This window comes from Aquimarina celericrescens, assembly GCF_042682765.1.
GTDB lineage: Bacteria > Bacteroidota > Bacteroidia > Flavobacteriales > Flavobacteriaceae > Aquimarina > Aquimarina celericrescens.
Genome location: NZ_JBHUHY010000013.1, coordinates 1 through 22744, shown reverse-complemented (window position 1 = coordinate 22744; position 22744 = coordinate 1). Strand labels below are relative to the sequence as shown.

General features: G+C 33.8%; 22 protein-coding genes. 1 reads left to right on the top strand and 21 read right to left on the bottom strand.

Annotation, left to right across the window (positions count from 1 at the left end; translation table 11 throughout):
* Positions 1 to 318: 318 nt before the first annotated feature.
* The 15 genes from ACFSJT_RS11655 to ACFSJT_RS11585 form a co-directional block, all read right to left on the bottom strand.
* Positions 319 to 1329, bottom strand: coding sequence for a 4-hydroxyproline epimerase (locus ACFSJT_RS11655; RefSeq protein WP_378320445.1), 1011 nt, complete (start codon positions 1327 to 1329; stop codon positions 319 to 321).
* Positions 1330 to 1498: 169 nt separating this feature from the next.
* Positions 1499 to 1987 (bottom strand): DinB family protein, encoded by a 489-nt coding sequence (locus ACFSJT_RS11650; RefSeq protein ID WP_378320444.1) that lies wholly within the window; start codon positions 1985 to 1987, stop codon positions 1499 to 1501.
* Positions 1988 to 2286: 299 nt separating this feature from the next.
* Positions 2287 to 2739 carry a DoxX family membrane protein gene (locus tag ACFSJT_RS11645; protein ID WP_378320443.1) on the bottom strand — a complete coding sequence of 151 codons (453 nt, stop codon included), beginning with the start codon at positions 2737 to 2739 and terminating at the stop codon, positions 2287 to 2289.
* Positions 2730 to 3632, bottom strand: coding sequence for a phosphatase PAP2 family protein (locus tag ACFSJT_RS11640; RefSeq protein ID WP_378320442.1), 903 nt, complete (start codon positions 3630 to 3632; stop codon positions 2730 to 2732). Before ACFSJT_RS11640 ends, ACFSJT_RS11645 begins: the two co-directional genes overlap by 10 nt.
* A gap of 58 nt (positions 3633 to 3690) precedes the next feature.
* A complete protein-coding gene (locus ACFSJT_RS11635; protein WP_378320441.1) occupies positions 3691 to 4269 on the bottom strand; it encodes a sigma-70 family RNA polymerase sigma factor in 579 nt (192 codons plus the stop codon).
* Between the two features lie 155 nt (positions 4270 to 4424).
* Positions 4425 to 4892 carry a hypothetical protein gene (locus tag ACFSJT_RS11630; protein WP_378320440.1) on the bottom strand — a complete coding sequence of 156 codons (468 nt, stop codon included), beginning with the start codon at positions 4890 to 4892 and terminating at the stop codon, positions 4425 to 4427.
* A gap of 155 nt (positions 4893 to 5047) precedes the next feature.
* Positions 5048 to 6436, bottom strand: a complete 1389-nt coding sequence (locus tag ACFSJT_RS11625; RefSeq protein WP_378320439.1) for a serine hydrolase — start codon at positions 6434 to 6436, stop codon at positions 5048 to 5050.
* A gap of 655 nt (positions 6437 to 7091) precedes the next feature.
* Positions 7092 to 7487, bottom strand: coding sequence for a VOC family protein (locus tag ACFSJT_RS11620; protein ID WP_378320438.1), 396 nt, complete (start codon positions 7485 to 7487; stop codon positions 7092 to 7094).
* An 11-nt stretch (positions 7488 to 7498) separates the two neighbouring features.
* Positions 7499 to 7921, bottom strand: coding sequence for a helix-turn-helix domain-containing protein (locus tag ACFSJT_RS11615; protein ID WP_378320437.1), 423 nt, complete (start codon positions 7919 to 7921; stop codon positions 7499 to 7501).
* Positions 7922 to 8256: 335 nt separating this feature from the next.
* Positions 8257 to 11451, bottom strand: coding sequence for an AsmA family protein (locus ACFSJT_RS11610; RefSeq protein WP_378320436.1), 3195 nt, complete (start codon positions 11449 to 11451; stop codon positions 8257 to 8259).
* Between the two features lie 334 nt (positions 11452 to 11785).
* Entirely contained in the window at positions 11786 to 12613 is an 828-nt protein-coding gene (locus tag ACFSJT_RS11605; protein WP_378320435.1) for a tetratricopeptide repeat protein, read from the bottom strand.
* A gap of 161 nt (positions 12614 to 12774) precedes the next feature.
* Complete coding sequence (locus tag ACFSJT_RS11600; RefSeq protein ID WP_378320434.1) at positions 12775 to 13233, bottom strand: hypothetical protein; 459 nt, start codon at positions 13231 to 13233, stop codon at positions 12775 to 12777.
* 216 nt (positions 13234 to 13449) lie between these two features.
* Positions 13450 to 13926 carry a GNAT family N-acetyltransferase gene (locus ACFSJT_RS11595; RefSeq protein ID WP_378320433.1) on the bottom strand — a complete coding sequence of 159 codons (477 nt, stop codon included), beginning with the start codon at positions 13924 to 13926 and terminating at the stop codon, positions 13450 to 13452.
* A gap of 102 nt (positions 13927 to 14028) precedes the next feature.
* Entirely contained in the window at positions 14029 to 14328 is a 300-nt protein-coding gene (locus tag ACFSJT_RS11590) for a type II toxin-antitoxin system RelE/ParE family toxin (RefSeq protein WP_378320432.1), read from the bottom strand.
* Positions 14321 to 14572 (bottom strand): type II toxin-antitoxin system ParD family antitoxin, encoded by a 252-nt coding sequence (locus ACFSJT_RS11585; RefSeq protein ID WP_378320431.1) that lies wholly within the window; start codon positions 14570 to 14572, stop codon positions 14321 to 14323. The genes ACFSJT_RS11590 and ACFSJT_RS11585 overlap by 8 nt, the downstream gene beginning before the upstream one ends.
* Positions 14573 to 14800: 228 nt before the next feature.
* Between ACFSJT_RS11585 and ACFSJT_RS11580 the strand changes: the two genes are divergently transcribed.
* The gene (locus ACFSJT_RS11580) at positions 14801 to 16381 is read left to right on the top strand and encodes an IS1182 family transposase (RefSeq protein WP_378320430.1); all 1581 of its coding nucleotides are present in this window, start codon (positions 14801 to 14803) and stop codon (positions 16379 to 16381) included.
* Between the two features lie 43 nt (positions 16382 to 16424).
* On the opposite strand, the gene ACFSJT_RS11575 is transcribed toward ACFSJT_RS11580, so the two are convergent.
* The 6 genes from ACFSJT_RS11575 to ACFSJT_RS11550 all read right to left on the bottom strand — a co-directional run.
* Entirely contained in the window at positions 16425 to 17060 is a 636-nt protein-coding gene (locus ACFSJT_RS11575) for a hypothetical protein (protein WP_378320429.1), read from the bottom strand.
* 304 nt (positions 17061 to 17364) lie between these two features.
* The gene (locus tag ACFSJT_RS11570; RefSeq protein WP_378320428.1) at positions 17365 to 17985 is read right to left on the bottom strand and encodes a hypothetical protein; all 621 of its coding nucleotides are present in this window, start codon (positions 17983 to 17985) and stop codon (positions 17365 to 17367) included.
* 874 nt (positions 17986 to 18859) lie between these two features.
* The gene (locus ACFSJT_RS11565; protein WP_378320427.1) at positions 18860 to 19411 is read right to left on the bottom strand and encodes a DinB family protein; all 552 of its coding nucleotides are present in this window, start codon (positions 19409 to 19411) and stop codon (positions 18860 to 18862) included.
* Positions 19412 to 20451: 1040 nt separating this feature from the next.
* Positions 20452 to 20973, bottom strand: coding sequence for a hypothetical protein (locus ACFSJT_RS11560; protein WP_378320426.1), 522 nt, complete (start codon positions 20971 to 20973; stop codon positions 20452 to 20454).
* 82 nt (positions 20974 to 21055) lie between these two features.
* Positions 21056 to 21979 carry a hypothetical protein gene (locus ACFSJT_RS11555; RefSeq protein WP_378320425.1) on the bottom strand — a complete coding sequence of 308 codons (924 nt, stop codon included), beginning with the start codon at positions 21977 to 21979 and terminating at the stop codon, positions 21056 to 21058.
* 122 nt (positions 21980 to 22101) lie between these two features.
* The coding region (locus tag ACFSJT_RS11550) for an integrase core domain-containing protein (protein WP_378320424.1) at positions 22102 to 22744 on the bottom strand (643 nt) is incomplete at its 5' end.

Genomic DNA, 22744 nt, shown 5'->3' with positions numbered 1-22744 from the left:
CTAGCAAAAGAGCAATTGTTTCTTTTGATGCTAAACCTGAATCTTTTAAAATTTCTAACCAAAATACTGTTTATTCAACCGTTATTAATATTTTGGAACAGAACTCTTAAAGCTAGCTATACACGAAGCTCTATAATGAGTAGCTGTGGACATTACACCTTTAATGATTACATTCGTTGCTCAGAATCTTTTAATTCTTTGTATATTAAAATAACATCTACTAATAGCTTTTTAGAACGTTTTTTGAACTTTTCAATAAACTATTGTTTTTCTAAGTGGGTTTTTTAATTTCTGCTAATTTATTAGATCATTTCAACTTTAAATCACCTGAAATCCATGCGCATACGGATCATCTTCTTCATCTATGATGATAGTATTGTATCCATATACTTTTGCCCATCCCTGAATGCTTGGTATAATTGCTTTTTTTTCTACTAGCTCAGTTTCCTCTTCAATTATCCCTATAAATGTACTACCAATAAAGCTTTCATGAACGAATTTTTCTCCTTTTTTCAACATTCCTTTTGCATGCAATTGGGCCATCCTGGCTGATGTTCCGGTTCCGCATGGAGAACGATCAATGGCTTTTTCACCATAAAATACAGCATTTCTACCAGAGGAGTTTGGATCTATAGGGTCTCCAGTCCATAAAACGTGACTCACATCACGTATAGTTTCATTTTCTGGATGAATAAAAAGATTAGGATATTTTTTATTAATGCGTTCTCGCACCACTTTAGAAAACTGAATTAATTTACTAGCTGTAAAATCTTGTACACCGTTAAAATTCTTCTGAGGGTCAATAATAGCATAAAAATTTCCACCATAAGCCACGTCAAAAATAATCTCTCCAAGTATGGGTGCGTCAATTGTCAATCCTTCTTCTGCAAGATAGGATTTTACATTTTTGAGTTTTACCCAGTCCACCTTTTTACCGGTTTGTTGATATTCGATTTCGACCAACCCTGCAGGGGTTTCCATTCTTATTTTTCCGGGTGTTTTGGGCTTAATTAATCCTTCTTCAAGCGCAATGGTAATAGTACCTATTGTTCCGTGACCGCACATAGGCAGACATCCTGAAGTTTCAATAAAAAGAATAGCAAAATCATTATGAGGATGATGTGGCTCAAACAAAAAACTACCACTCATCATATCATGTCCTCGAGGTTCGAACATTAATCCGGTTCTGATCCAATCAAATTCTTTAATAAAATGTTGCCGTTTTTGACTTATAGAATCACCCTCCAAAGGCGGATGTCCTGTGGTAACGACTCTCACAGGATTTCCACAAGTGTGCGCATCGATACATTTAAAGATGGTTCTAGACATTTAGTAAAATATTCTATACAACATGAACCTAAGATAATAAAAAGGACATAGAATATGGATCTTTAAACACCCATTTTAAATACGTGTTTTTTAATTTGTAGAATTAAGGAAACACATATTCTAATACTTATATGCTTGTAAAATTTATATATTTCTTTGTTAACAGCTACTATTTCATTTTCAGATATTTTATGATAATCCCTATCTGGCCAAGATGATATACATCGTGTTGTATCATTCCACTAAGCAACCAGTTGTAAGTATAGTAGCCTTTAAAGTCTGTATCGAAGTATAGTTTAGAAAGGAAGTCGTCATTTTTGATCCTTAACAGCGCTATTAAATCAGATAGCGTTTTGTCGTAAGAGGATTTGATTTTGTCCCAACCGATAACTTTAAGTTTATCGTTAGGCAGCCAGTTTTCTTCACAATCATCACTTTTACTTCCCTTACCAGTTTTAACTTTCAAAATTGCTTCGCTACGCCAGAGTGTCAAATGACTGATTATCTCTGCAACACTATGTAAATCTTCAATTGGTCTTTTGAAGTATTCATTTTCGTCCACTTGATTCAACTTGCTCACGAAAGTGCTCCCAATCCAAGGCTTTCCTTGTTGGACATCTTCTAATTGTTGAATGATATTTTGAATAATGCTGTTCATTCGATGTGCCTTTAACGTGCATGATGTTGCACAACGGTATCGGCTATGATTAGTGCGGCGCAGAAATCCGTAGGACTTCCAGCTACGCACAAAGCATAAGATTATTTGACTTCATAAATATACACAGAACTTTGCAGATAAATCGCAAGTCCGTATTAATTATAGACTTTGTTGGCAACGGGCTTTTTAATCTCAAATATTCCAAGTAGTATCTTTGATTTGCTTTTTAAAAATACATCAATCTATTCATGAAATCCAATTATATTTTTATCATATGTTTTCCATCAATTTATGTTCAATTAAGTAATGCAAATTTTCTCATTCGAATAACAAAACCTTTGGTTGATTAGTAACAATGCACTAAACAGTACAAGATTTTTGATAATATATTGCCCCAATAATGTAGGGATGAAAATTCCTGAGAATACTTCAGACGGAAAAAGAAGTATTGGAAAAAATGTCATAATCAGATGCCCCAAAGCGAGTGTTACAATCATTTTTTGAAAAATATTTCCGATTAAAAATAGCCCAAAAATAGTCTCAATAATTGCTAGTATTAAATAGTTTATTTCACTAGGGATAAGCCCTAAAGTTACTTTGTCCATTGTCCGTTGCGCCACTATTTCGGCAGGACTTGTATTAGGGAAGAATTTAAGAACTCCGAACCAAATAAAGACAATGCCTATAGAAATCCTGACAAACACTATTGGCCAAGGGCGCAATAGTGTTTTACCTTTGTTAATTAGTTCCATTCTTCTTTTGCTTTTAAGAAATCATTTTGAAATTTTTCTGTATGCCACATTAACATCAACATTCGATGAGCAAGTTGTCTTGCCGCTTCTTCATCACTTGGGTAATGCACACCCATAACTTCCCTTGAGAGCCCAATTTCATAGGCCAGTTTCACAAAATCATCCCGTTTATCAGGTATCAACTCGCCAAAAGTATACGCCTGTATATATGCCCATAAGGTATGCCCACTTGCAAAGGATGGTGAACTTATGGTTTTCAGAGGTTGTAGTTCTAACTCCAATTGATACGGCCTTGCCCTAACCAAATGATACTTTACTGCAAATTCCATTAATCGCATATCATTCATGATACCTTGCAAAAGCTTTGATGTTTCTGGAAAATTTTCAAAAGAGTAAGTTTGGCCCATTATCTCTTTACTTTCGAAAAAGAGGTTTTCAAGATTCTTCTTGTAACTTGGATGTGTTGAGACATAGTTGGCATCTGGCCAATATCCAATTTTTGCTAAAGCCAATACTCTTTCCGTCTGTTCCTTTGTTCGTTTTTTCTGTAATTCCAAAAGAAAGTCGAGTTCCGCTCTTGTCTGTTCGGAACTATTAGCAGGAAAATCTACAGCCTTTACTAAAAAATCTACTTGGTTTGTAGTAAGGTAAACGGGCTTTGTTAAAGCGAATAATATTGTGTTATTCCTATATTTTTTTGGTGGGTAAGCAATAGTATCCATCCAAGCAGTAGCTTGCCTCTGTTCACCTGAAAGTTTTTGGAGCTTGGCATAATGGTTTACGCTGGGTTCTATTTCATGGATAGTTGAAATAGCCAAGTTTTGGGCAAGTATGGAATTAAGTCCAATAGTGAAGGAAATGATTCCAAAGATTATTTTTTTTCTGTTTGTCATGATTATAAAATTTAAGATTTATAACCAAGACTGTAAACAGTGTAAAAAGACGCAAAAATTATTGATTATTTTTTGAAATGGTTGCCTGAAGGGGTTTACAGGAATCTTTAAGTTTAATGTCGTTAAGACCTTTTGCACCCTCTATATTCAATTGGAAGCAGGTGAAAATTTCATTTTTTAAGAGTTCTCGAGCCCTTTGTATTCTGCTTTTGGTTGCGGTCAGGGACAAGTTTAATTTATCTGCTACATCTTGTTGTTTTAGTTTTTCTATGTCTGACATACGCAGCGGCACACCATATTTTTCAGGTAAAAAGTCGATTAGAGCTGATACAAATGGTTCGATTTCGAGATAGACATTATCTTCTGTTTTTTCTTGGATTTCTTTTTCCAAATCAACATATTTTATATCTTTTTTTAGATAATCTATGGTGGTATTATGAGCAATTTGGAAAAGCCAAGACCTCACGTTCTTTATTTGAACATCTGAACAGCAAGAATCGATTACTTTCATCAAAACGAGTTGGTTAATTTCGTCCGCAAGTTCTAAATTCTTTGTCTTTTTTAAAATGTAGCCTTTCAGTGCATCCTTGAACTGTAACCAGATACTTGATGCCTGCCTATATTTTTTAATTTTCATTAAGTTTGAGTTTTTCTTTTTAGCTTGTTGCCGACGTTTTGTATATGATTAGTTGCGAGAAAGTACGCGAGTACTTTCCGCCGTTGCTAAAGATAATTAATGCAAGTGAATTTCCGATGGGGAAATTCCGCTGCAATGAATTATACACATCTTTGTTATACACTGGCTTTTTTCCAGTTTTTAAATATTACTATCGAACTTGGAATAATAGATAGTAAAGCACTTGTTGCTAAAATCATTTCGTAGCTTATTTCATTGTATCCTAATCTTCTAAATCCGCTGTCACAAGCAGTACATTCAATTATTTTCAGGTTTGCGGTCAATGCGCTAATTCCAATTAATAGTATTCCGAATATTAGAATCGTCATTACTCCGTTCGCTACTATTTTCTGGATTCTCTTTTTCTTATTGGCAATACTAAATATCAGAAACGCTAATCCAAAACTTATGAAATATATAGGATTCCCGAAAAGATAAAAATCCTTTCCTCCGAATTGAATTCCATTATTTGTTGTCCATTGAAATAAATTCTGGATTAGTTTACGGAAAAATGAATCAGCAAAAACCGCGACTCCAAATCCGATAACAAAAAATGCAATTCCTATTAATACTCTTTTTATCAATTTAGCTTTTTTGCTTGTGTACAACGTGATTGTATATGGTTTTTTGCGTGTTTCAAGCAAATAATTTAGTAAATAATTACCGATAAAGAAAGTCCGCGAGGACTTTCGCAAGTAAGCAAAAAGCTAGCAATAAATTATATACGGCTTGTAGCTAGTTATTTTTTTGATATCTTATTAATCATCTCTTCGGCATTTGTATTTTGGGGGTTCAACTCCAATGACTTTTTATAGTTTAACAGAGCCAATTCATATTGTTTATTTGTATAGTAAACCTCTGCTAAACTGTCATATAATTTTGCATTGTCAGGAAATTCAGAAACAGCTAATTTGAATATTTTTATACTGTTAATTATCTTCTTTTCAGCCAATAAATCATACCCAAGTCCATTTAATTCCTTTGGATTTGCAAAATCATAAATGTTTAAATTATCTTTTTTTAAGTCATAGTAATACTGAATTCCTAAATCAATATTTTCGAGGCATTTATTACGAATCTGTCTATAGATAGATTTTTTTGGTAAGTTAAATGACTTTCCATTCATTATTTTATGCATAGATTGAATTATTTCAAAGCCTTTACTTTTATTGTTAGACATTAAAATAATATTAAGGTCATTTTTTAATTCACTCATAAAAGCTGCTTCATATTGCCAAGATTGACCACCATGAAGATGTAACGCAAATTTATCTTGATATACACCTAGACTAGATTCTTTGTTTTTAAAATACTGATTTCTTAATAGTAGTTCTAAAGAGGCTCTAGAAATTAATTTGTTGTTGTGTAGAGCTGTAATCCATTTATTTAAATCATTGATGGATATCCACAACCTATCTTTACTTGAAGAAATTTCATCACAAGAAATTTTGTCTACATCAAAACATCTCGTTTTATTTGGATAATCTAAATTAGGGTCAAATGCTACATTATTCATTTTTAAAGGGTTAATAATGTTTTCTGTCACAAATTCTTGATATGTTTTTTTTGAAACATTTTCAATAATCCTTCTCTGAAGAAAAATACTATTATTATTGTAGTTATATTTTGTGCCAGGTTCAAATAGTAAATTAGGTAGTGATTGTAAGTCTTTCAAAATGTCTTTCTCATTTTTCACATTGTCATAATCAATTTGTGGAATCCCACTTACGTAGTTTAAAAGATGCTTGATAGTGACTTTTTCAGACCAAGAAGGCAAACCTAATCCAAATTGAGAGAGTTTATCGTCGAATTTTAATTCTCCTTTTTCTATCAACATCACTATAGAAACAGCATTAAATTCTTTTGAAATTGAACCTATATTAAAAATAGAATTTTTAGTGAGCTCGGTTTGTCCAGTATCGTCTGTATATCCGAATGATTTTTGATACACAAGAGAATCATTTCTTGTAACTAATACATTACCATTAAAAATTCCTCTTTCATAACTAATCTGCATAAGCGAATCAATAGTTTCATGGTACTTGATAAAGGGTTGCGTTTCTTGCTCTTGTGCGTTGATAAATCCTAAAAAGAATAAAGAAAGGATGAGGATAATGTATTTATTCATGTTTATATATAGTTTTATATATAAAAGATAAGATAGTTTTGAAATTGTTACAGTTTTATTAATGTATGGTTTGTAGCGGACAAGCACACAGCTAATGTTCCGCCAGGGCTCAAAGTTAGTAAACCTGCGTGAAATTCCCTGCCTCGCCGTCAGGCAGGCGTTAGGAATTTCCGCCGCTATGAATTATACATCTTGTTATGCACTGGCTTTTTTTATTCCGCCGTTACTTTGCAAAGTTGCCCAAGCAAAGCGATGATTACTTGCGTAACTATTTGCGTTATGTTTTTTCAATTCCCGCGATCGCTTTGCGACTTTGGGTTTAACGATTACCATCACAAAATAGCGATGACCTTTATTCCGTCAGATGCTGGTAGGAGAGAACCTTGGTATCAGAACTTACCTTTACAAAAACACTCAGGTCTTTGATTATTATCCCGTCCGTTTATCCGTCCTGCTTTTCAGAGCTAGAGTATGTGCCCTAACGTTTGATGTATGAATCGGGGCTTGCAAAAATGGCATGACCACTGATCCAGCAGCGCTTGTTTTTTATTTCTTTTACAAACCTATTAAAAATCAGAGCCATTGCAAACATAAATTGACCTTTGAGTGAGCGAAAATTGCCCTGATTTCATACATCTTGTTGGCGGTAGTGTTTTTATAATTCCTCCACTAGCTGAATATTATTTCCACAGGTATCATTAAAAACTGCAACTTTTACAGTCCCCATTTTAGTTGGTTTTACGCTAAAATCAACTCCAAGTTTTGATAATCTTTCATATTCGGCGTCAACATTGTCAACATCAAATTGCGTGTAAGGAAATCCTGCTTCCATTAATGCATCTTGAAATACCTTACATGGTTCGAAATGGTTGGGAGCTGGTTCCAATAATAATTCTGGTCCATCCTGCCATTCTGCTGAAACTAGGGTTAGCCATCGATTACCACCTTCTAATGGTAGGTCCTTCTTTTTTATAAAGCCTAATTTCTCTGTATAAAATTTTAAAGCTTTTTCTTGGTCTCGAACTGGAATGCTAATTAGTGTTACTTTCATCTTTGTTTTATTTATTCATACTCCAAAGTTCTGAACTTCGAATCAATTTTGCTTCTTGAAAGTTGCTCTTTTTGAAATTCCGTAGGTGATTTTCCTATTTTTGTTTTAAATAAAGTGCTGAACGAACCTAAACTTTCAAATCCAACAGCAAAACAGGTTTCAGTTACCGATATTCCATTTATCAGATGCTCTTTAGATTTCTCAATTCGTTTGTCAATTAAGTATTGTCTTGGAGTTAGTCCATAATATTTTTTGAACAAGCGTAACAAGTGATACTTGGAAACAAACTGAATATGGGACAATAAGTCCAAATTTAAATTGACATCATAATTGTTTTCGATATAGCTTCGAATTCCAATTACGGTGTTAATTTGTCCTTCGTTTGAATAAACAATGCGACGAATTCTATTAAGTTCTTTTTCGTAAAATGTCATTATTGCGTTTTCTTACATTACTGCCAACAATTGTATATATGTAAAAGTACAGATATTTCTATTATACCTACATTTTCGTTTGTACTCGTTTAAAAATAGTTGTAGGTTTTTACAATTGCTTTATCAAGCAGTTCTGTGATCAAAATTATAACAAACATATGGGCTTCGATTACGGGAAACCGCGGTGAGTGGTATTGGTTTTCTTGTTATGGGGTGTTGCTAATTTGAGTGTATTGTAAAAGTGGGGTTGGCACGGATTACAAATCCGAGCGATCGGGTGAAGTAGAGGTGAACTGTCAAATATGGCAAATAAATCATTGATCAATTTCTTAACCCTACTTTTCTTTTTTCTTACCTAATGAAACCTTATAGTCATCTATGCTCCCTTTGATCTTTAGATTGAGATACTTTATTTTTTCGTTAGGATCTACTTCTACAATCTCATCTTCTTGCACCTCATTAATAGCAGCATCCTTCTTGTTTCCAAATAATTTTTGCGTAGCAGCTTTTCTTACAGTTTTCCAAGGAATACGTAAATAATAATCGATATTTTGATTATTATCATGTGTGCCAGACAATTCTATATGGCCCAAAGTAGATTCGATCGTCATAGTCGGAATATTAATCTTCCCTTTCTTTATATCCAAGCTATTTTGTAAAGTGTCAAACCTAATGTTTTGCAGGTTTTTATCTCCCATATAATCTGAAAGTGCTAGCATTGGATCGTAATTTTTTAATCTTCCATTTAATACTTTTACGTCCATTTCTATGGTAGATTGGTCTAGATCTGGTACCATATCTGGGTATACTCTAATCTTACCTTTAATTCTAGAGGTGAGTTTCCCTTGTAAATTTTCTGAAACGAGATGGTCTTGCCCAAAATTTTCGAATTTAAACAGCAATTTATCTAAATCAACATTGTTCATAACCAAATCCGGCTGCATATAGATATGTTTTGGATCGCTACCATTAAAATACCCACTTAATCGAATATTTCCTCCTGCAGCATCCATATGTAGCGTATCTATATAAATGTAATGATTGGGTGTTGTTCTTAAATCTGCTTTGATATTTTGAAGATCTATTCTATGGTAAATAAAGTGAGCGATATCTGCTTTAAACTGCATATCTGTAAATGGCAACTCATATAAATTGAAGGCCTCTGCGTGTTCTTTTACGTCTGCAGTTTTTGAAGTAACGATTGCTGTTGGTTCTGGCGGACTTAAATCGAAATTAAAAAGTGCATCAAAGTCGATATAATTTGCCTTTACTGCCAGATAATTATCTCTTTTCTTTATTTGAGGGTCTTCTCCTAAATAATAATTTAAATCGAAATTAAAATTGGTGGTTCCTATTTCCCCATGAAAGTCTTTGATAACAATGTGCTGGTCTTCATAATGTATGTTTCCTCTAAAATCATGAAAGCGAAGCGGATGCAATTTCATTTTTGTATCTAACTTGTCTAAAGCAAGATCGATGGAATGTAAAGCAGAATCTTTATAATGCATACTAGAGGCAAAATGCAATGCCAAATCATCAAAAGTTTCATGTCGGTACTCTTTTGGAACATAATTTTCTCCCTGATACGAAAAAACATCTTCTAGCCGTAGTTTTTTAGAGGTAAGATTGATATCTAAATCTACATCTCCATTAAGTTGAGGTTGCATCCAAAAAGCATAATCATGTATTAACCCGTCAACATAAAAATCACTATCATCTATATAACCCGTAAAATCTACTATTTTTAAGTCTTTGTCATCGATTAACACATCGGCATGAAAATCATGTAGTTTATGCGGATAATGCTTTAAGTCCGCATACAGGCTATCGATAAAAAATTCACCTTTCGGTAAATACTCAGATTCTGTAAAATCTTTCGCAGAAGCTTTAAAAGAAAGCCCTAATCGTAGATTCTTTATTTGTTCATCGAAACCGGTTTGGATAGTGTCTTGTTTTGAAAACCCTGTTAATTGGGCAATATCCAAGGTTTTGGAGGCAATATCTAAATGGGCTTCTACTGGGATGTTCGTATGATGTACAATTGAAGGTAAGTCCGAAAGAAAACCACGTATCGATAGATCAGAATTTCCCATCAATAGTTCAAACTGGTTCAGGGTCGCTTCCTTGCCTTTCATTACTAAATGTACATTCAAATCTTGCAGGGGAGCGGGAAGTTCTTTGGCGACTAAACTCAAGTTTTTTACAATCAATTCTGCATAGTACGCTTGATTGAGTTTTTGTAATGCCTTTTCGGGGTTGTCAATATCAATAATATCGTGAAAATTCATTTTCAGTGAAACTTGTCCAGAGGCATCTTGTACCTGCTCCAGTTCAAGAAAGTCTGCAATAAAATCGAGATTGAAATTCGAATTTATTTGCATATCCACTTCTGGGGATTCAAAATTCTTCACAAAAATAGAACCTTTAAATTCTCCTTTTTCCAAAGATGCGGTCATATCGGTTAGCGAAAATTCCATGGTACTTGCGTCTCTATTTTCTCCATTAGTAAAATGACCGTTGAACCCCATGTTATCGATCTTTTTCTCTCTTTCAGTATTTTCTAAAAAGGCTTTCCCGGCCCCAAATTTGGCATTGATAAAAGGTCTGTTTCCTTTGTTAGCGGGTCCTTGGATACTAGCATTAAAATAGATTTCACCTGCATTTTTGTATTTCTCTAATACAGGTATTACATCTGCAGGAGCAAATGCGATAAGCATATCAAAATTGGGTTTTGTTCCTTTTATAGAAAGGTCTAGGTCTACATCATTCTTGGTGTCTATAGAGCCTTCTAACTCAAAATCGCCATTTTCCATGACAATACCCGAGGGTGATATGTCTAGAATACCCGTGTATTCATTAAATACCAGGTCTGTGTGAATTTCAAAATGTTTTTTATGGATAAAGGTGGTGTCTCCATCTTTGATCACATTTAATTCAAGATCTGTATCTATGTGCCCGGCGATGATACTATCTTTTTGGCTAAAACCACCTTTGCCCGAATAGATAAATTTTTCGACATCTGTATTCGTAGCTTCATCCAAGGTGTGGATATCTAGATTTTTAAGTTTAATTTTTTTTAGATGAATATTAGTAGAAGGTGTTTCTGTTTCAGAAGTGCTTGCTAAGGAGTTTTGGATATTTGTTGTATTGTTTTCATGAATGACAATATTAAAAACCCCTTCTTTAACCAATATAGACTGAATATCATAATTTCCTTTCACAATATCCCATAGGTTAAAGCCTATGTATATGTCTTTTACATCCATGATGATGGGCGCATTATCTTCTTTGGTTTCAAAAATTTGTACATCATCAACTTTTATAGAGATGTACGGAAAGTTGCCAAAAAGCGATAATTCACTTTTACCAATACTAATAAGGCCTTTGTGTTCTTTGTTTAGTGTTGCAATCTCCTCTTTAATAATTTCAGATTGGTTGCTCTGAATATAGAGCATTAGGCCTCCTACTAATAAAATCGGAACTAAGATTAGTACTAACAAAATTCGTTTCCAGAATTTTTTAATCTTCAAAGTAGATGTCTTTAGGGTTAGAAAAGGTGTTTGACCTTAAAAGTAACGAATTCGTATGAAAAATCTTATTTTGGAATACGATTTAGTTTTTGGGTCAACAGCATTTATCGATAAGATAGTTTAAAGTTTTTAATAAATTAGAATGGGTAAGGCCACTTCTCCTTAAAACATTGAGCTGCTGTGTTGATTTAGAAAAATAAATATCTGTGGCTTTAATTTGTAAAACTTAATTTGTAACGGTCTGTGTATGGCTCGTTGCGGAAAATCATACTGAATTTCCGAGCAGGAAATTCAGCCGCAATTAATTATCCATGTCTTTGTTGGCTACAGTTTTTTAATATTTATGATAATATTTTCTCATTATTATCTCATAGTTCCTTTCAGCACCAAGCCCTTTAGCTTTCAGAAAGTCATTATGAGCTAATTCCTTTCGTCCTTTTTTTAAATAAATAAATCCTCTGGTCAAATATGTACCTGCAAAGTCCGATTTTAATTCCTCTGTTTTATTTAGAAATGGTAAAGCCTTTTTAAAAAGAGCGAATTTGAAATAAGACAATCCAGTATTATATTGAACTTTCCAATGATTTGGATAGAACTTTGAAACTTTTCTATAAATCAATAAAGCTTTTAGATGGTTTTTGTTTCTTAAGTAGCTGTATGCCAAATTTGCTTTAATCGCATTTTCTTGGTCTGTATGTTTTAATGCAATTTTAAAATCTTTAATAGCTTCTTTGTGTTTTTCCAGAGATGCATTCGCAAATCCTCTATTTATGTGGATTTCTGTAAATGTTCCATCGTCAAGTTTTACAAATTCATTACATAAATCAAGAGCTTTATTATATTTATCCGTGTAAAATTGATTCATAGCAGAAATGAAAAGATTGATTTTTAATTCAAAATCCTCTAACGATTCTTTGCCTATTCCGTCAACAATGTTTTGGGATTTATAAAACTGTTTTGCAGATGAATAAATCATTACTTTAAACAAATGCACGAATTGAATTTCCGAATTCCAGTCAATAAATTCATTACACTTTTCAATGGCAGAATCAAAATCTCTAAACTCCCATAATTCAAATGCCTTTTGAATTACCTGATTCATAAAATCAGAAAAATTCTCTTTCAATGAAGCGTGTTCTAACGCATCAAAAGCTAATTTCATTATGTTAACATTTGCGAGCATTTTTCAAATGTTCGTTAAGATACATAGTTTACACTAAATTAGTTTCTAACCTTGTCGATTGTTGTTAATTATTATTGACTTTCAATTTAGAACTGAAACCCGCATTACGTATAGCTTTTGTTGTAAGCTGGCGCAGTCTGTTAAACGTACTCATGTGGATAGGTGTTTGATAAGTATTTCTTTTTGTTTGGATTGTCAGTCATCATATTTTCAATCCAATTGTTTCTTTCAAACCAAATAATAGCCATTTCCCAAACACAAAATTGAATTCCCTGATTAGAATAATCTTTAAAAACTAAATTCGCACAATTATCAGAAATAAATACGTGATTTTGAAGTATATTTTCATCAACCCACCAATTTAAAACAGCAAAAATCTTTTTATCAGTCTCGTGAATAATTAGACATCCTAGTTTTTCCTTTGTAAACTCGTTTAATTCCGCTTTTTTTAACCATTTTTTTAAGTTCTGGTGAGAATTAAGCACGGCATTTTTTGAACTGAATTTATCATTCGTTGAAATTGTATAAACTTTTAACATCCAGTTATTACTTTCAGAAATTCCAATAAATTCTGTTCTTCTACGTTTATAGGGTTTCATATTTTATTTATAGTCATAATCTAAAGTTGCTGTATTTTTAAGCTGGCTTACAACTGTCTTGTAGATGGCTCGTAGCGTGCAAATTAGCGATAATTTTTCGGGTAAGCACGAGCCGAATTTTTTAATTTTCTTATTATCTTTTCTTTTCAATAAGCCAAATTAAAAAATTTGGCGGACTTTCAAATATGCCCTGACTTCGATTAAGTAACTAATTAGCTATGTTTTATACACCGTGTTGTAAGCTGGCTTCTTATTTGTTTTGCAAAGAAGTAACACTTTTTTTCCGTATTTATTTTCAGAATTACACCATTGTAGTTTATCACCTACTTCTTTTGGTATTTTTATGTTTTCACAATTTTCAAATCCAAATTTTGAATAAAACTTCAATAAGTTTTCAAAAGGTAAACACCACATAATAGATTCATCAAATGGATTTTTATCGCATAAATTTCGAACTATATTTTCAGCTACTTTCAAACCTCTATAATTCGGAAAGACATAAATTCCGCCGAGTTCTATATTATTGTCATCAATTTTCACTAATCTGCCAAGTCCAGCATTTTTATTCTCTACTTTAGCAATAACAATATATTCGTTTTCATAATTAGATTTAACAAAATATACTTCACTATATTTTGCATTTACCCAATTCAATTCATTTTTTTCAGCCTGTTTAACTGTTACTTTGCTCATTTTACTTTCTCGTTTTTTCAGCTTGCTTACAACGTTGCGTGTATCGTGCGTTTGCATCCCGAAGGGTGCATATGCATTATACAAATTGTTGGGTGTAGTTTTTTATTCGGTTATTCTATTTTTCAAGTCCATTTGTCCATGCAGAATTCTCGTGATCTCGATCGGTTGGCCAATTCGTTTACGATAAAAAATAATATGTCGGTTAGTTTTTAGTCCAAATAGATCATTTTTTATTCCGTCATAGTTTTTTCCTAATTCCGGATTATTTGCAATGTCCTGAAAACTGTCCAAAAGTAAATTATAGTATCTATCAGCTTGTTGTTCCGACCATTTCTCAATTGTGTATTCCCAAATTCCAGTCAAATCCTCAACCGCCTTATTAGTCAGTTCATATTTAGCCATTCTTTTTACGTCTAGCTTTTAATTCCTGAAGATGTTTGTCTGGGTCAAAATCGTGTGCAATTCCACTGTCAATTCCTTCTTGAATTGCATTTCTTAGGGCAATAACTTTACTTTCTTCATTTTCTAGTAATCGAAGTCCAGCTCTAATTACTTCACTTACGTTTTTATATCTACCAGCTGAAACTTGACTATTTACAAACTGGTCAAAATAATTTCCCAATGATATAGAGGTGTTTTTACTCATAATTCCAGATATTTATATAAAAGTACCAAAAATTGGTAATATTTGCAAATTACACCCAACGTCTCGGCTATGAGTAGTTGCGTGGGTTAACGTTTAACTTAGCAAGTACATACCAGACTGAAAATCCGTAGGGATTTTCAGAAGTAGGCGAGAACCAGCAATTACTTCTAGCCATTGTGTCTGTTGCACAAGTTTTGCTAAAGGTAGTAAAATGCGTTATCTTTAGTTATGCAAGGCAAAAAGACATACCAAGAGAAGCTTTTTAATAATTTTCATTTGAGTGACCGAGTTCCTGCGACAAATTTTTACCGGCGGTTGAAAGACGTATTGCATTTGGACTTTCTTTATAAGGATACCAAGCAGTATTATGGAGATAGTGGTCAAAAGAGCATTGACCCTTTGGTTTTCTTCAAATTGTGTTTAGTAGGTTATTTAGAAAACATTATTAGTGATCGCAAGCTTATTGCGCACGCTAGTATGCGACTTGATATTCTATATTTTCTAGGCTATGATATCGATGAGGAGCTACCCTGGCACAGTACCATCAGCGGAACCAGACAGTTATTTCCAGAGGAAGTGTTTGAAAAGGTCTTTACTCACGTCTTTAAGATATGTGTTGATCAGGGTATGGTAAACGGCAGTACACAGGCGATCGATAGTGCACCAGTAAAAGCCAATGCCAGTATGGACAGTCTGGAACTAAAAGTACCCCAACAAGATTTAGAAGCTTACCTGTCAGATGTTAGGTATATTAGCAATAGAGACAAAGAGACTTATCGCAAAGCTAAAGAAAACAAAGCCAGCAAAGAGCAGCGAAAGATAACCGCTAGCGATAAAGAGCTCAAAGAGATTAGAAGTCGTAATAAAAACTGGAGTGAGAATCAGAATCAGCGACCGGGCGCAGGCAACAAGGGAAGTCGCTACACGAGCAACAAGACACATTATTCCCCAACAGACCCAGATGCAAGAATAAGTGTAAAGCCAGGTAAGGCTAGAAAGCTCAACTATCACAGTCAGCTCAGTGTAGATACGGCAAATCACGTCATTACGGATATAAAAGCATACCACGCCGATGGTAAGGATAATCAAGACTTACCCGATATCGTAGATAGACTATCAAAACGCTTATGGCGGTCAGGATTTAGGTTAGAAAATGTACTTGCCGATACGGGCTACTCTAGTGGAGAGAACTACGCCTATCTGGAACAAAAAGGGATTACAGGTTATATTCCACCGCACGGCACCTACAAAGGTGGCCCAGATGGGTTTATCTACGTAGAAAAGCAGGATCATTACATCTGTCCCTATGATAAGATAGTCCCGTTTAAAAAAGTGTTCAACGACTATCGTACGGGAACTAAAAAGAAAGACTATCGTATATCGAGTAAAATCTGCAGCCAGTGTCCACTGGCCAGTAGTTGTCTGGGCAAAAGTGCCAAGGAGAAGAAGTTCAGCGTGACCTACTATAGAGCAGAGTACGAGCGTAACAAACAACGACTGAAGACAGAAAAAGGCAGGCGTATGAAAGTTAGGCGTCAGGCGACTGTAGAGCCTGTATTTGGGACACTCACCCAGTTTATGGGGCTACGTAAGATCAATACCATCGGTATAAAGCAAGCCAACAAAGTCATGCATCTCTCTGCGATGGCTTATAATCTGAAGAAATACTTAAAATTCGTGGAAAAACGAGTGAAAAGTGGGGCAGGAACCGCTTGTTCACTTTTACACGTTAAAAACACCTTTTATCACCTCGTAAAACTGTATATAAGCAATTGTGATTTTATTCCTTGTGAGATTACAACAAAATAAAAACGCTCCTAAAAGAGCGCATTTAAAGTCGGATTGTTAGAAATTAACAGGTTGTGCAACGGTTACCATTGTTGTATGGCGTTTTTAATTTTTCAATCGTTTTGTCTAAATCTTGTTTCAAATAGATTTCTGTCATCAAGACATCGTTGGTAAGCAATTCGAAAATTCCCATTATATCTAAAACTTTCGTATCTGAATCTATTCCAATAAGCTTAGTAGTTAGACCTCTACCTAATTCAGTGTTTGTGTCTAATTTTTTGTAAGCATTCGATATTAATTTTATTTTCTCAATGTCTAATTCTTGGAAAATTCCGCCAATTTTTGCACTTTCAAATGCTATATCCTCAATTCTAGGAATTCCAAGGCCATTCCAATTTGGAATAGAGTTATGTTTAAACACATCATTTGAAAAATAGGGTAAATACGCATTTTCTTTGGAAATATTTTTTCTAATACTATCAAAACCCACTTTAATACTTTGATGATAATTTATTGACTTTTCTAGTGCTAAAGAGTTAGACTGTAGTTCATCTGTTATTAAATTCAAAGATTCACTAACATTTTCCCTCATCTTTTTTTCTGATTTGTATTCACTTACTTCGATTCCTAAAAAAACACCAAAAGCAACAATCAATAGTTCTAATGAATATTTCAAAAATGATTTTTTTGCTATTTTCATTTCAATGTGTTTTANTTGTGTTTTTCCAAGGCATGATAATTTGATTTTGATCTCAAATTACACCTCAAAAAGTGTAAACTATGTTTCTTTAACTTTGTAAAGGATGTTTGTTTAACGTACCCATATTGCTTATAACGTTTAATATATGTGTCGTAGCAGCGCAAAATGTTACCTTGTTTTTCGATTTTTCTGCGCATTGGTTGCTAACTTTTCCATTCTGCAAGCATTGCGCCTTACCAAAAATACAACAACCATTCGATTCATCACTTAGCTGCTATGATCACATATATGTTGTTGTGCATAGTTATTTTTTCCAAATTCCAAATTCGTCCCTGATAATATTTATTATCTCGCACATATAAATCAATTCATCATTGTCAGGATAATGTTTTAAATAACTTTCTGGATTATCGTATTCAAAATGATTGATTTCTTCTTGTCGTTTAACACTAACAATGAATCCAGTTCCATCAGTAATCATAACTTTTCTTTTAGATGCTAAATATTCTTCAAAAACTTTGCCTCTGATTGTATCTATTACTTTTTTAACATCTCCGCGCTTAACCATTTTCCATTGAATTTTTCTCATATCTGGCAAATACAAAATATGGCTTCGAATGAAGTTTTGAAAAACAAAATCCATATCATTTTCCGATTTTAGCGTGTGTTTTTCCGTCCGTAATTCAGCTGCTCCATCAACTTTTGCGTAATGCTCATAAAATTCCGCCGTCCATTTATCGGATTTATCCTTAAACATTCTAAAAAGAGAAGGATAATTAGTTATTCCACCACCTTGATAAATTCTAATTTCAGTTTCGTTAGTTAGAGAATCAGGTAAATTAAGGTCAGAATTGATTTCGGAAAGATTTTGAGAATATAAATTAAGGCTTAATAGTGGTATCAAAAAGAATATTATGTTTTTCATCGATTGAATTAGTTTACTCGAAACTAAGTTTATTAAGTCCATTATGTAAATCAGAATGAGTAAACCATTCTTTTGAGTTAGTCAACTGTTATTTTTTTTACAATTATGCACAACGCTAAATGTATGAATCGGGGCCTGGTAAAACTACCTGAATCACCGATCCAGCCGCGCTTGTTTTTGATTTCTTTTACAAACCTATTAAAAATCAGCGCCATTACAAATACAAAATAACCATTGGATATGCGAAAACTGCCCTGATTTCATACATCGTGTTATGGCACGTACCACTTTTATAAGCCTTAACTTAGTAAACAAGCCGCAGTAAAGTGATATCAGATTGCGAATTGCTCCGTATTATTTTTCTTAATCTCCAGCGATCTCTTTGCTGCCTTTGGATTTATCACTTACCAAACTAAAAAATCACAAACCCTTTTTCCGTCAAAATTATCGTGATAAGCCAAAAAAAGCGATTTTTCAGCACGTTACTACTCCGAAATACTCCTTTTGAGTGATTTTTTCATCGCTTTTTTACTTTCGATCAAATACAAACCACTGCAAAAACTCTCAGTTCATACGATCGAGGTTCGTCCGCAGACAGGTTCAGATTGCGTTTTGCTTTTCAGATAACAAGTATGTGCCCTAACGTCTCGGCTATGGTTAGTACGGGAATTAAAAGTAGTGAACTTTCGATTAAGCACTTAGCCAAAACTTTTTATTTTGTTTTATCGTTTTCTTTATAAAGCCAAATCAAAAAGATTTGGCGGACTCAATAAATATACCCAAACTTTGGGTTAAACACCAAAACCCGTATTAACTATAGCCATTGTTGCCATTTCGTTGTTTTTTCAGTTAGTAATTCAGTCCGCTCGTTGATTTATTGATACAAAACATATCTCGGTGGCTTTAATCCATTTAGTCGCATATAAACAAGCATTTGTCCTCTGTGATGGGTAATGTGGTCGGCAAGTAATAATAAAACTTGTCTTTTTGTTCTGTCCGAGCCAAAATAGTCCAACCTTTCATCAAGTCGGTTTATATCAAAATTTGAAATGAATTCGATGGTTTTATCAAAAGTCTCGTCTATTTTGTCAATCATTTCCTGTTTTGATTTGTTGTCCACTTTAAGTTCCGTGTCGGTATTCCAATCTCTGGCTTTACGTCCGCCCATTAGTGATTGACTATGCCAATCCATTGCCCATCCAATGTGCATTAAGTTTTCGGCAAAACTCATTGATTCCGGTGTTGCTTTGAAGTCATATTTGTCTTCTGGCGTAGTTTCCGCAACGAGGATTAGATATTTTCTGGAATTTTCCAATCGCTCCAAATATTCCTTGATAAAGTCATTTTCTTGGGCGAAAATTGGCTGTGCAAATGAAGACAACAACATTATCGAAGTCAGAATTAATATGTGTTTTAAGTTTCTCATTTGAATCAGTTTGTTATTTCGGTTGAGTTTGTTCACAATGAATGGCAACGGTTGATGTATAGTTTCGTAGCGGACAAACTCGCAAATAATCCTCCGCACTGCCCAAAGGTAGTAAAAGCGCGTGAAATTCCGTTAGGAATTTCCGCCGCTATGAACTTATACATGGTGTTATGCGCCGGCTTTTTTATCAGCCTAGACTTTGTAAACTTGTCTTAGCAAAGCGATATCTGCTTTCGTATCTCTTGCGAGTTGATTTTTCAGATTCCCGCGATCGCTTTGCGACTTTGGATTTATCGACTGCCAACACAAAATTACGATGATCTTTCTTTCGTCAGTTACGGATAGGAGTGCGTCTTTGGATCATTAAAAATCTTTGTAAAAACACTTAGGTCTTCGATCTGGCGTTTGTCAGTTTTGAGTGTTGTTTGCGTTTTGCTTTTCAGACCTCAGATGTTGGCGCATAACGTTTAATGTATGGTTTGTTGCGGGCGGGTACAAAACATACTCTCCACAACGGCTTAAAGATAGCAAATGCGCGTGAAATTCCGTTAGGAATTTCCGCCGCTATGAACTTATACATGGTGTTATGCGCCGGCTTTTTTATTCAGCCGATACTTTGCAAGGGTGCCTTAAACAAAGCGATGATTGCTTGCGAGCTACTTGCGAGCTGCTTTTTCAGATTACTACGATCGCTTTGTGACTTTGGGTTGGGAAACAACTTTCACAAAATAGCGATGACCTTTCTTTCGTCAGTTGGAATAGGAGTAAACCTTTGAATCATTAAAACTCTTTGTAAAAATACTCAGGCCTTTGATCTGGCGTTTGTCAGTTTTGAGTGTTGCTTGCGATTTGCTTTTCAGGCCTCAGATGCTGGCGCATAACGTTTAATATATGTGTCGTAGCAGGGCAAAATGTTACCTTGCTTTTTGGTTTTTCTGCGCATTGGTTGCTAACTTTTACTTTCTGCAAGCATTGCGCCTTACCAAAAATACAACAACCATTCGATTCATCATTTAGCTGCTATGATCACATATATTGTGTTATAGCACGTTTTTTGTTTTTAAAATGCGTTGTGCAGCGGTTTTTGCTTCGTTCACATAACCACTATTTTCATCCGCAATACTTTTCAATTCCGATTCAGGTTTTGATTGGAACTTTCTTTGATAAACCTCAATTAGTCTTTCCGTTTTCAGGTTTTTATCTGTCAAGTCTTGTTCCGTCAACTTTTTTTCAGGAAACATTTCGTTTAGTTGTTTTTTATTTAAAACAAGGAACGTAATTAATAAAGCCAAAAATATTGGATTGAAATTAATAGGGCCAATGTTGAATGCAATACTCCAATAATAAATATCGATTATACTTATAATTCCAAGTATCAATGTCAATCCGAATACATAAACAAAAAGTTTTTTATTCTTAAAGTGGAGTATTGTAGAAACTCCAATTAGTACTATTCCGATATAATGTTTGTAATTCAGTATATGATCTGTCCAAAGTGTAATTCCAATTGAGTAGAGTAGAAGAAGTATACAAATCAGTAATGGAATTATTTCTTTTTTCATCATATGTGCTGTAACGGTAAATATAACAAACGTTGTTGTCCCGAAGGGCAATTATGTTTTGTTATATAGTGTTATAAGCTTTTTACTTTTTAGATTCTAGTAATTGTTTCACCAAAGATTTTAATTCTTTAATTTCTTCAGTTTGTTTTTCCAATGTTTTAATTTTTTTCTCTTGAGAAATTGTATAAAGAGTCAGTTCTTCTATTTTTTGAAGTAATTGTATTTGAAACTCTCCTATATTTAACCCGTTTTTTTCCATTTCTCTAGCAGAAGCTATTTCTGGCAAATGTTTTTTCTCTTTAATGTGTTTTTCGATAAATTCAAGTGTTGGTAAATCATAATTATTCTCAAATACGAAATCAGCCGTTGGAGTTAGACTTATTTTTACTTCTTTAGATTCTATTTTTCCATAAATTGCTAGATTTCCATTATGAGTTAACTTCATCAATTTTTTTTCTCCTACTGAGTGAATTTCAAAACCATTACTAGCTCCTTCTCCAGATCCTCCAATTCTCAATCTAGCTATATTATTAAACCAAGACATTGTAAAATTTGCAGCTCTATTATTTGGATTAAACACTCTAGCAAATCCATCATTTACTTCAAAAAGTTTTTTTTCGCCAACTCCTTGAATTAGAAATCCATTTTCAACACCATCTCCACCACCTCCAATTCTTAATCGAGCAAAATTATTCCACCACGACAATGCAAAGTTTGCGTTTCCATTACTTGGATTAAATACTCTAGCAAATCCATCATTTACTTCAAAAAGTTTTTTTTCACCAACTCCTTGAATTAAAAATCCATTTTCCGCACCATTTCCAGATCCTCCAATTCGAATTCTTGCAGTATCATTATACCACGATAAAGCAGCACTGGCTCCTGTATTATTTGGGTTTTTAGTTATTACTGCTCCAGAAGTAGTATTATCTCCATTAGGATTCCATTGTGCATTTATTACCATAGTAAATCCCAATAAAATTATTGGTAAAAGTATTCTTCTCATTTCTAATTTTGTTTTGTTGACTTTATTTTATAGTTAGTGTCTTAATAGGATAAATTGTTATCCTAATATTTTGCGATATGTTCGTTAAGATACATAGTTTACACAAGTTAAAGATTAGGTGTTTACACTAAATTAGTTTCTAACCTTGTCGATTGTTGTTTATGTCTTAGGTTTCTTTGATCAAAGAAACCTAAAAATACATTTCTATAATAGACTTTCCAAATACCGTTACCTTGTTCTTGGATTCCTACATATTTTCCTTTTAAAGCAGCGGTTAAATATACCCAGTAATAAGACTTCCATCTAATGGCTCCACTCTTGGTTACTTTGAGTACTTTATAGTCACTATGATAATCAAAATGAGTTATTTTTTCAGGAAAAGGTCTACAGGAAAAATCGTGTACATCGGCAGGAGTTTTCATTTCTAATGCTTCGTGTGGTCTTATATGATTATATTCCTTTACAAAGTGATTTAAACCTCTTTGTTGTGCTTTTAGATCATAGGCTGACGGATTTGCACAAGCTGCCTTTAAATCCCGGTGCATACGTTCGTGTCTTCCATTTTGTTCTGGATGTGCAGGATCAGAAAATACAGGAGTGATTCCTAGTTCAATAAACCAATAAGAGAGTTGTGTAAATCTTTGAATAGCTCTTACCGATCCAAAGGGGCTTCCATTGTCAGTATGTATTTGTTTAGGCATGCCATAGGTTCTAAACACCTTTGTAAATTCTGTCTTTGCAGCTTTTAGGGTTTCTTTATAGTGT